Origin of the sequence: Mesomycoplasma hyorhinis ATCC 17981 (assembly GCF_000383515.1) — a bacterium.
In the GTDB taxonomy this organism is placed as follows: Bacteria; Bacillota_I; Bacilli_A; order Mycoplasmatales; family Metamycoplasmataceae; genus Mesomycoplasma; species Mesomycoplasma hyorhinis.
In genome coordinates, this window is sequence record NZ_KB911486.1 from 70,497 (window position 1) to 81,482 (window position 10,986).

Here is a 10,986-nt window from a genome sequence, read left to right on the forward strand (position 1 = left end):
AATTTAGTAAAATTTTACTATGAAATTTTCAATTCTAGATCAAGGACTAATTGATAAAAACACAAGCTCTGAACAAGCACTTTCAAATACTATTGAATTGGCTAAAAATGCTGAAAAATTAGGATACTTTTCTTTTTGAGTAAGTGAACATCACAATGTTCATTCTTTTTCTATTTCTTGTCCTGAAATTGTTATGATGCAATTAGCGCAGCAAACTAAAAATCTTAAAATCGGAGTTGCTTCAATTTTACTTAACTTATATTCTGCTTTAAGAACAGCTGAAACAATAAATACAATGACTACCTTTTTTAAAGATCGTTTTTTGTTCTCATTAGGCTCAAATCCAGGAACTAAACTAATTCAACAAGCTTTTAATTATTCATCACAAAATAGTTTATCCTATCAACAAAAAATCAAAGAGCTATTTCATTATTTAAATCTTAAAACTAAAAAATCCAGCAAAAAAGTTCGTAGCGTTATACAAAATCAAGCAAATAAAGAGATTTTTATCACAACATTTACTTTAAAAAATGCTATTCTAGCAGCCAAATTAGGAGCAAATTTAATTATTGCACATAACTTATTTCCTAATTTTTTAAATACTAAAAAAATTATCAAAATCTATCGAAAAACTTTTGAAAAATATTGACCTAATAAACAATCTCAAGTTATTTTTCCTTCATTTATTGTTACATCAACAACAAAAACAGAAATTCAAAAATTAGCTACTCCTTTAAAATTTTTCTTATTAGGTGAAAATGATTTTAACAAATACCAAAGTTTTCCCACTTGAGAAGATGTATCAACAAGACTGCATAAAGAAGCTGAATTAGATTTAAAAAGCAAAATTTTTCCATTAATCGGAAGTGCTAAATACATTCTTGACGAGTTAGAAAAAATAGCAAATGATCTAGAAATTGACCATTTTTTATTAATTCCAATGGTTAATCAAATTGAAAATCGAATTAAAATACTAGAATTAATTGCCAATGAATTTAAAAGGAGACAAAATGCAAAAATTTGCTAATTATTTACTAATTGAACAACAAGATAATATTTACAGCTTACATCTAACTCCAGAGCTCCAAGATGATATCGGAACTGTTGGTTTAGTAAAATTTACAGAAGAAAAATCAGTTAAAAAAAACGAAACAATTGTTGTTATAGAAGCTTCTAAAACTATTTTCTCAATTAATACTCCTTTAGCTGGAACAATTGTTGAAATAAATAAAGAAGCCATTAACAATCCTAAATATTTAAATTCTTCAAAACTTGAACAAAATTGACTTATAAAATTAACTAATGTTGATCAAAAGGAATTTTTAAAACTTGAAGACTACTAACATTTGAAAAACATTAAACAAACAATTTAACACCAATGCTGAAAAATTATTATCACTAATCAATGAAGCAGAACATATTTTAGTAGGTATTGGTTCAGGATTAACAAGTGCTGATGGTATTGGTTATAGTGGAAACAGATTTGAAGATAATTTTGCTGATTTTATTAGCAGATATAAGTTTTTAGATATGCTTCAAGCTTCACTATTTCATTTTGATAATTGACAAACTTATTGAGCATTTCATAGTAGATTTATTAAACTAAATTATTTAGAACAACCAGCTGGAAAATCCTTTATAAATTTAGCTAAAATCCTTGAAAATAAAGACTTTTTTATCATTACAACCAACTCAGATAATTCAATTGAAGCAGCTGGTTTTGATAATAAAAAAGTGTTTTACATCCAAGGTAAATATAATCTATTACAATGTTCACAAATGTGTCACAATAAAAGATATCAAAATGATCAATTGATATTAAAAATGGTACAAACTCAAAACAATATGAAAGTGGATATGTCTTTGCTACCACATTGTCCTCAATGTGATGCTTTTTTAGAAGTCAATAAACGAATTGCTTATAAAGGAATGGTTGAAGATGAACAATTTTTTGAAGAACAAAAAAATTATTTATCCTTCATAAATAAAGCAAAAAACAAAAAAACTATGTTTTTAGAAATAGGTGTTGGCTATACAACTCCACAATTAATTAAACATCCTTTTTGAAACTACACTAAAGAAAACCCTTCTAGTTTATATGTTGTTTTAAATAATAAAAACTACAGAATTGATAAAGCTATATTAAATAAAACTATAATTTTTAATGATGATTTGGATAAAATTATTGATGAAGTTAAAAATAAAAAAGGAGCTAATTTATGTATTTATTAGAAGCTATTAGAGATGGAAAAAGAATTACAAGTGGCTCTTATGCACTTGCTTTACAAGTGTGAGCGATGACTCATTTAGATGTTCAAGATGATATTATTGTTTTTCCATATATTTGCGATGCTCATGTACAAATTGGATTATTTCAAAATCCTGTTGCTGAAGTTAATTTAGATTATGTAAAAGAAAACAATATGTTAATCGTTAGACGAGATACAGGTGGAGGAGCAATTTTTATTGACCAAAATTCTGCAAATTTTTGCTTTTTAATTCCTAATTCACATCCTTTTAGTTCAGTTTTGAACAATTATCCTAAATTTTATGAACCAATTATTAAAATACTTAAAAAATTTGGACTTAAAGAGGTTCAAGCAACTGGAAAAAATGATCTAAGTGTTGATCAAAAAAAGATTTCAGGAGCTGCAATGAAACAAACACCAAATTATGTATACGCTGGTTATTCACTTCTTTATGACATTGATTTTGAAGGAGGAATGCTCAAAGCTCTAAATCCCAACAAGAAAAAAATAGAATCCAAAGGAATTAAAAGCGTTCGCCAAAGAATAACAAAAATCAAAGATTACTTGAATGAACAATACAGAAATTTAAATATTTTAGATTTTAAAGACTTAATTGTTAAAGAATTTGAACAAAATCCAGTTTTTGGAAAATTAAAAAAACTAGAATTAACAAATGAACAATGAGCACAAGTTGATGAATTAGTCAAAAACAAATACGAAAATTGGGATTGAACATTTGGACAAAGTCCAGAGTATGAATTTTACAGAGATCAAAGATTTGATATAGGAACATTTGGGATTTCACTTGAATTTAAAAATGCAAAAATTACAAAGGCAAAAATAACAGGTGATTTTTTTGCCATTAAAAACATTAAATTAATTGAAGAAGTTTTAATTGGGGCAAAACTTGAAAGAGAAGATTTACTTGCTAGATTAGAAGCTTTAAACATTGAAAGTTTTTTTGTTAAAACTATTAGTGCTAAAGACATTGTTGAACTAATAATGAGCTAAAATGAACATTAAATCCAAAGAGTATAAAAAACTTTTTTCTGCTATCAAAATTAATCATTGTGTTCTAAAAAACAGATTCGTTCTTTCTCCTATGACCTTAAATGCTTCATCTAAAAATGGTTTTATAAGTGATAAAGACTTAAGATATGCTCAAAGAAGAGCAAGCTCAGCTCCGCTTGCAATTACAGGAGCTGCTTATATAAACAAAGAAGGCCAGCTTTTTGAATTTGGATTTGGTGCATATAGCAAAAAACATATCAAAGGATTGTCCAAACTTGCTTTAAAAATGAAACAAAATGGAGCAAAAGCTATTTTACAATTAGCACATTCTGGACGTTTTTCCATTATTAGTTTAAAGAGAAATGGTTATGTTGTTGGAGCAAGTGAAGAAAAGCTTTCTTTTCCTTTTGAACATAAAGTAAAAGAACTTTCTGTTAATGATATCAAAAACATAATCAAAGATTATCAAAAAGCTACTTTTATTGCTATTAAAGCAGGTTTTGATGGTGTTGAAATTTCATCAGCACAAAAACTTTTAGCGCAAACATTTTTTTCAACTTTCACCAACCAAAGAAAAGATCAATATGGTAATCAAAATTTAAACAATAGAGCTAGAATAACCTTTGAAATTTTAGAAGCTGTAACAAAAACTATCAAAGAAAATGCTTCAAAATCCTTCATTTTAGGATTCCGAGCAACAGCTGAAGAAACCAGAGGAAATCAATTAGGTTACACGATAGAAGAGTTTTTATGATTGATTAAAAAAATTATAAAAAATTACAGTATTTCTTATTTAGCTTTAGCAAATTGGGGTAGAAATATTTACAAAAATAAAGTACGATCTCGAAACAAATACTTCAATTTACTTGTTAATGAAGTAATTTACAAAACTTTTAAAAACAAAATTCCTATAATTGCAAGTGGTGGAATAAACACAGTAGAAAAGTGTTTAGAAGCAATAAAGTATGCAGATTTAATTGGTTTATCCTCTGTTTTTGTAGCAGATCCTGAATTTGTAGCTAAATTTGAAAACAATCAAATAGATAAAATTAATCTAAATGTTGAACTAAAAGATATAAAAAAACTTGCCATACCAAAAGCTGCGTTTAAAGATATAGTGCAAATGATGGATTACGGACAAAGTCTTCCTGAAAACACCAGAGACAACTTTCGTAAATTAGAAAAAAATTACAAATAATTTTTAAACTACCCTCTTTCCTCTAAATCAAGTTTGAGTTGGCTTAGTTTTTTTGATTTGCTTTGTTTTTATAGAAAAAATATCTTGATTTAGAACTAAAAAATTAGCATAATAATTAGCAGCTATTTTACCCATTTTCTTTTCTTGTCCAAGATATTGAGCTGAATTAATTGTGTACATTTTTAAAGCTTGATCTAAAGTAATTCTTTGTTTTTTGTGAAAATGTGAAAGAGCACTGTAAATATTTTTTCAAGGATTTAAATCACAAACTTTTCAATCAGTTCCCAAGCTAGCTTTTACTTTATTTTTATTTAAATCTCTAAGACGAAGTAAAGGAAGTTGAGATTCTTTTGGATACATTTGTAAAAAGCAAGGTTGTAAAGAAACATTTATTGGATATTTACTTAATAAATCAAGTAATTCATCATCAATAATTGTTCCATGAATAATTCCATTTCTAAATTTATTTTCTTTATCTGCTTTAATAATTGCTTTAGCTACAATTTTTCCTGCAATATGTGAGCTAGCGTGAACAACTGTAGCTAATTTTTTTTGATTAATTTCAACAATTAGTTTTGCTAAAGAATTTTCTTCTAAAAATGCAGGAGTGTCAAAATCTTTTAAATGAAGTATTTTGCGATTTAATCCTCCATCAGCAAAAAGTTTAATTGCTTTTAAATTGTGATTATTTTTCTTGATTTTTAAAGCAGAATAAGAATTTAAAAATTGATTTCGATAATGCTGATCAGTCATTCAAAGCTGATGATAAATTTCTAAATTTAGCAAATTTTGATTATTTAATTGTTCATAAATTAAAAAATCTCGATATCAATTTTCATTTCTTAAATCACAAGTATAAATTCCTGTAATTCCTAATTGATTTGCTTTTTTTGCTCATTTCACAAGTAATTTTTTTTCTTTTTCTATACTTGCATTTGAAATTAAACTATCTGTTTTATAAATTATTTTTTCTTGTAAATAACCAGTGGGTCAACCAGCATCATCTAATTCTATAAAACTATCTTCATAAGTCGCATTTTGATAAAAAATATTTAATCTTTTTAATGTGTTTGTATTTGCAAGTCCACTATGATATGAACGTCTTCACAAAAATATTGATACATCTGGAAAATGTTTATCTAATTCTTCTCTTCTAAACATAGATTTTTCTATAAATTGATCTTCAAATCAATCATATCCAATTAGTAAATCATCTTTTTCTATTTTGTTTTTTTGAAGATATTTTTTTATCAAATCTATTGCTTCTTTGTGACTTTTAGCTTTTGATAAATCTAAATATCTTTCGTATTTAGCAGCAAAATAAAAGTGAATATGGGTATCGATTAGCCCTGGTATTACTACTTGATTATTTAGATCTATTAAGTGATCAAATTTTTCTTTTAAAATTTCTTCATTTGTACCAATTTTTAAAAATTTTTCTTTTTCAATAACGAATGCTTGAGCAAAATGCTTCTTTTTTATTCATACTTTTGCATTTATAAAAGCTGTTTTCATATTTTCCTTTGACTTTTTTTTTTTTTTTTTAGTAAAATTGTGGATTTTTATTTAAAATCTTAAATAAACTTACAAAATATACTTCAAAAACATACTTTAGTGCTATGTTTATCATTTAATTTAATACTAAAAAAGGAATTTTTAATAAATTATGAATAAAAAACATATAAAAACACTTATTTCAAGTGTAAGTATTTTAACTCCTGTTGCCATTTTAGCTTCTTGTGGACAACCAACCACAATTAAATTTGCTACTTCTCAAGGTTCATATTGACCAATGATGCTAGGAATGAAAGAAATTATTAAGATTTATAATGAACAACACAAAAACGATGCTGATTTCATTCCTGTTGAACTTTTAACATCAGATGTAACTCATAAAAATAGTGAAGGTCAACTTTTAAGTAGTTTAGATAGTGATTTATCTACTAAGCAAAGCTCTGATTGAAATCTTATTTTAGGAAACAAAGCTACTGCTTATGTTGCAAATTCTTATGATAAATTATTAGACGTTGGTACTTCTACAGTAAATCCCAATTCATTCCCTACAAAAATAATTAATAATTACAATAAATTATTAGGTGTTGAAGGACAAACAACATTAAAAAGTTTACCTTACAACATCAACGATACAGATGGTATTGTTTTTAATTTAGACATCATGAAAGTTCTTTTTGATATCATAAAACAAGGTGGCGGAACTATTGATGAAAACTCAATAATTGCTAAAAAAGTAAAAGAAGCAGAAGGAAAAGGTAATCATATTCCATCAAGTTCAATGTTTTCTGCAATTAAAATTAAAGAGTCTTCAAAAAACACTGGATTTTCTGGATATACAGTAAATGATTCTACTTTTAGTGTTATTAAAAAAGCTTTTGAGTTTGCTCAAAAAATTTATGATAACACAGAAATTGATACGACCAAATTATCAAAAGATGTAAAAGATTCAGAGATTTTTGCAATAGATTATGCTTCAGATGTTTTTAGAAAAGAAATTCTTTCTAAAACTAATAAAACTTTTTGAAGTGAAAAAAGTTTACAAAATAACAAAATTACATTAGATGTAAATCTCAATACAAATCAAGCTCTAAAAACAGAAGTTGAAAACCAATATCAAGAATGAGAAAACACTTTAAAACAAACACAATTTATACCAACTACAACAACTCAAGCAAATACTGAAACTACTTCATGAACAAAAAAAGATATTCAAACTAAATCAGCAACTGATGATAGTCAACAATCCATTAATTCTAAAACATTTTATTCTGTTAAATTTACTGAATACTTTAAACCTATAAATCAATGAGGATCTTTTGAAATTAGACAATATTTAACTGCATTTACTTATGCTCCTCTAGTAGGAACAAACTATTCTGTAGATTCTCCTTGATCACGTGCATTTTTTAAAAAAGATTTAGAAGAAGGAAAACAAAAAGCTTCAGAATGAACAACAAGAGAAGATGTTTATGCTACAAATCAAGCAATGAAAGCAGATGATAATGCACAATATTTAGCATATAACGCTGGTGGTTCTTCTTTAATTGCTATCAAATCCAACAGTGATATAATAAATAAAAATATCATTAAATTTGTAGACTTTTTATACAATGGAACAGGATTAACAGATTTAACTGGTGCTAAAATTTCAGCTGCTGATTTTATGGCTGAAAAATCTGCATACTTTATTCCGACTTCAACTTCAGTTTCACAAGCTAAAATTGATGAATTTAAAGCAAGACAAACAACTTACAAAAACAAATTAGCTTCATTAGATACTCAAATTGCAGCTGAACAATTAGAAGCAAAAGCTATACAAGATAAAGTAAATGCACATACAAAAGATGCATCAAAACCAGATGCAACAAAAGCAGAAAAAACAAAATTAACAAACTACAACAACTTATTAAAACAAAGAGCAAGCTTTGATGTTGCAATTAATAATTTAACTTCAGTAATTATTTCAATTGAATCTGCATTAAAATTTGTAAACAACGATAAAACAGGAATTCTTCCACAACCTGCAAATAACGATATGATTCATATCACTGAAAATCTTAAAAATACATTAGCTGATGCAACTCAAAAAGACAAACCTACTCACCTTACAAAAGAAAAATTCCTAGAAACTCTTTTAAAAGATCTTAAACAAGCTTAATTTTGTTTAATGAAAGCAAAAAATAAAACATTTTTAAAGTACTTATTTTCGATAAGTACTTTATTTTTAGGAATTTCTTTATTTATTTCTTGTACAACACAAGAAAATAAAGCTGATGATCAACAAGATAATAAAATCGTTTTTGCTACTTCTCAGGCTAAAATTTGACCTTTGATGAGAGGTATGACTTCTTTGGTTGAGTACTATAATAATAATTTTAAAAATACTTCAAACTTTTTAGAAGTTGAATTAAAAACTTCAGAACAAACTAAAGCAAATAATGAAGATAAAATGGCAAATATACTAGATTCTGATTTAAATGCTAATCATTCAAACTATAATTTAATTTTAGGGAATAAATCTACAGCTTTTATTGCTAATTCTCATAATAAATTATTAGATTTAAAAGATGCAAATATTAATTCAGATCTATTTCCTCAAAAATTAGTACAAAATTACAACAAAATTTTAGGCTCTTCTAACACCGAAACACTAAAAAGTTTACCTTTTAATTTAAATGATACAGAAGCTATTTTTTTCAACTTAGACATTATGGCTGTCTTATTTGATTTGTTCCAACAAGGTGGAGGGTCAATTGATGAAAACACAAATATCTACAAACAAGTTCTCCAAGCCAATAACAAAGGAAATCAACTTCCTTCGCACAGTTTTTTTAGAGCATTAAAAGTAAAAAACAACAACGTATTTCAAAATTTAGTAGTAAATGATGATACTTTTAGTTTAATTGATAATGCATTTGAATTTTCACAAAAAATCTTTGATGGAATTGAAATAGATAAAACAAAAATATTTGAAGACACAACAGATGCAACTATTTTTTCCATTGATTACACAGAAAATGTATTATACAAAGACATAATTTCTAAAACAGGAAAAGCTTTATGAGAAGAAAAACTACTAAAAGATAAAAATCAAAAAGATATAGTCAAAGTAATTAAAAATTTGCAAGATGATGAACAAGTAAAACAAGAACTCTTAAACACATATCAAGCTTGAACTAATGCATTTAAACAAGTACAATTAGTAAAAAATGATAACAAATGAGACTCTCGAGTAATTGAATCTAGTAATCAAAACGCTAATTCACAAAACAATAACGAACAAATCAACTCCAAAACATTTTACTCTGTGGATTTAAATATATCAGGTGCCATTAGAGAATTTAATGCAGCTTTTGTATATATGCCAGGAGTGGGTATGAATTATTCGGTCAATTCTCCTTGATCCAAATATTTTGCATCACAAACAAATAATCCTGCTTCTTGAGCAACTAGAAATGATGTTTTTGTACTTCCACAAGCAACTAAAGCAAACAAAAACGCACCTTTTGAAGCTTATAAAGATGGTGGTTCTTCTTTAATTGCTATTAAATCAGATAATGAAGCAAAAAACAAAGCAGTTGTAAAATTTTTAGATTTTTTATACAATGGTCAAATTACAAATCCTTTAACTAATTCAAAATTAAGTACTAATCAATATTTAATAGAAAAAACTGGTTATTTTTTACCTACAAAAGAAGTAATTAAGCAACAAACTATTGATTCTTTAACAACAACAAGAACAAATTACTTAAAAGAATTTACAAAATTAGAAAATGAACTCAAAAATCCTTCTTTATCACAAAAAGATAAAGAAGAAATTCAAGCTAAATTAGATAACTACGATGTTGCAATTAACAATTTACGATCAGGAATTATTTCTATTGAAAGTGCTTTAAAATTCATTTCAAATCAAAAAATAAAACTAGTTCCTCGTCCTGCGCATAAAGATTTAGGAAAAATGGGAAACACTATTATTAATCAATTTAAAGAAGCAACTAAAAAAGACAAACCATTAGTATTACCAAAACAAGAATTTTTAAACAAATTACTTGAAGATATAAAAAGCATTAACTAATTTAATTGCTAAATATAACTTTTATTTAAAAAACTAGGAACTAATTCCTAATTTTTTCTTCTTTTTGAAGAGTTTCTAATAACATTTTGGATTGTTTTATAGTATTTTTTTTGCAGCTAAATAAAGGTTATAAGTTATGTATTTTTATTTTTGTTGTTGTTGGTAAAAAATACTTGCTTAATTTAATTCAACAATTGAATTGTATCTATTAAAAGTTCTTCTATGAATTGGAGAAATAGGTTTTCTTCTTATAGGTTGGTATGTTGTTTTATAAGTTGGAAGGTATCATGTTGTATTAGATGAAGAGTGATGTTTTGCTGCAGGAATTATTATAAGCAGAAGGATTGGTAAGACAATTCATCAAGATCTGAAGTGATACCCTTTTCTTAATAAAATTTTAAATAATTAAATTAATTATAATTTGAAATGAATGTTTCCCTAAATTTAATGGGAAACATTCATTTTATTTTGTCTTTAATTCGTTTGTGATTGTAATAATAAATATAATTTGTAATTGCTTTGTGAAGTTGTTTAAAAGTTAAAAATTCTTTTTCACGACCATAAAAACATTCTCTTTTTAATGTCCCAAAAAACGATTCAATAACGCTATTATCTAAACAATTTCCTTTTGGAGACATGGACTGAATTATTCCTTTTTGTTTTAATTTTTCTGAAAATTGTCTATGTCGATGTTGTCAACCTTGATCACTGTGAAAAATTAAACCCTCAAGATTTTTGTGCTTTGAAAATGCTTTTTGAAGCATTTTTCTAATTTGCTGGTTATTAGCGCTTGTAGACAACTCTCAAGCAATAACTTCGCCATTAAACATATCTAAAATTGGCGATAAATATGCTTTTCCAAATGGTCCTCTAAATTCAGTTACATCTGTAGTTCATTTTTGATTTGGTTGAGTAGCAACAAAATTTCTATTTAAAAT

The 10,986-nt window shown here is 26.2% G+C and carries 9 protein-coding genes; 7 read left to right on the forward strand and 2 right to left on the reverse strand.

Translation table 4 applies throughout. The annotated features are described in order from the left end of the window. Nucleotides 1-19 precede the first annotated feature (19 nt). Genes F801_RS0100885 through F801_RS0100905 form a run of 5 tightly spaced genes read left to right on the forward strand, consistent with a single transcriptional unit; the run spans nt 20 to nt 4,458 of the window. Nucleotides 20-1,027: an MsnO8 family LLM class oxidoreductase gene (locus F801_RS0100885; RefSeq protein WP_014335512.1), complete on the forward strand. Its 1,008-nt coding sequence runs from the start codon at nt 20-22 to the stop codon at nt 1,025-1,027. Beyond that, nucleotides 1,011-1,343, forward strand: a complete 333-nt coding sequence (locus F801_RS0100890; RefSeq protein ID WP_013302112.1) for a glycine cleavage system H family protein — start codon at nt 1,011-1,013, stop codon at nt 1,341-1,343. Before F801_RS0100885 ends, F801_RS0100890 begins: the two co-directional genes overlap by 17 nt. Next, nucleotides 1,330-2,232 carry an SIR2 family NAD-dependent protein deacylase gene (locus F801_RS0100895; protein ID WP_014335513.1) on the forward strand — a complete coding sequence of 301 codons (903 nt, stop codon included), beginning with the start codon at nt 1,330-1,332 and terminating at the stop codon, nt 2,230-2,232. The genes F801_RS0100890 and F801_RS0100895 overlap by 14 nt, the downstream gene beginning before the upstream one ends. After that, nucleotides 2,220-3,260 carry a lipoate--protein ligase gene (locus tag F801_RS0100900; RefSeq protein ID WP_014582541.1) on the forward strand — a complete coding sequence of 347 codons (1,041 nt, stop codon included), beginning with the start codon at nt 2,220-2,222 and terminating at the stop codon, nt 3,258-3,260. The genes F801_RS0100895 and F801_RS0100900 overlap by 13 nt, the downstream gene beginning before the upstream one ends. 1 nt (nt 3,261) lies before the next feature. Continuing rightward, nucleotides 3,262-4,458 (forward strand): oxidoreductase, encoded by a 1,197-nt coding sequence (locus F801_RS0100905; protein WP_013302109.1) that lies wholly within the window; start codon nt 3,262-3,264, stop codon nt 4,456-4,458. A gap of 3 nt (nt 4,459-4,461) precedes the next feature. Here F801_RS0100905 and F801_RS0100910 read toward each other — a convergent pair whose 3' ends face one another. Further along, entirely contained in the window at nt 4,462-5,973 is a 1,512-nt protein-coding gene (locus F801_RS0100910; RefSeq protein ID WP_014335515.1) for an amidohydrolase, read from the reverse strand. A 151-nt stretch (nt 5,974-6,124) separates the two neighbouring features. Between F801_RS0100910 and F801_RS0100915 the strand changes: the two genes are divergently transcribed. Next, the gene (locus F801_RS0100915) at nt 6,125-8,131 is read left to right on the forward strand and encodes a P68 family surface lipoprotein (protein WP_014335516.1); all 2,007 of its coding nucleotides are present in this window, start codon (nt 6,125-6,127) and stop codon (nt 8,129-8,131) included. 9 nt (nt 8,132-8,140) lie between these two features. Then, nucleotides 8,141-10,048, forward strand: coding sequence for a P68 family surface lipoprotein (locus F801_RS0100920; RefSeq protein ID WP_020104500.1), 1,908 nt, complete (start codon nt 8,141-8,143; stop codon nt 10,046-10,048). A 410-nt stretch (nt 10,049-10,458) separates the two neighbouring features. On the opposite strand, the gene F801_RS04000 is transcribed toward F801_RS0100920, so the two are convergent. After that, nucleotides 10,459-10,986, reverse strand: a 528-nt coding sequence (locus tag F801_RS04000) for an IS3 family transposase (protein WP_020104501.1), incomplete at its 5' end; no start/stop codon positions are given.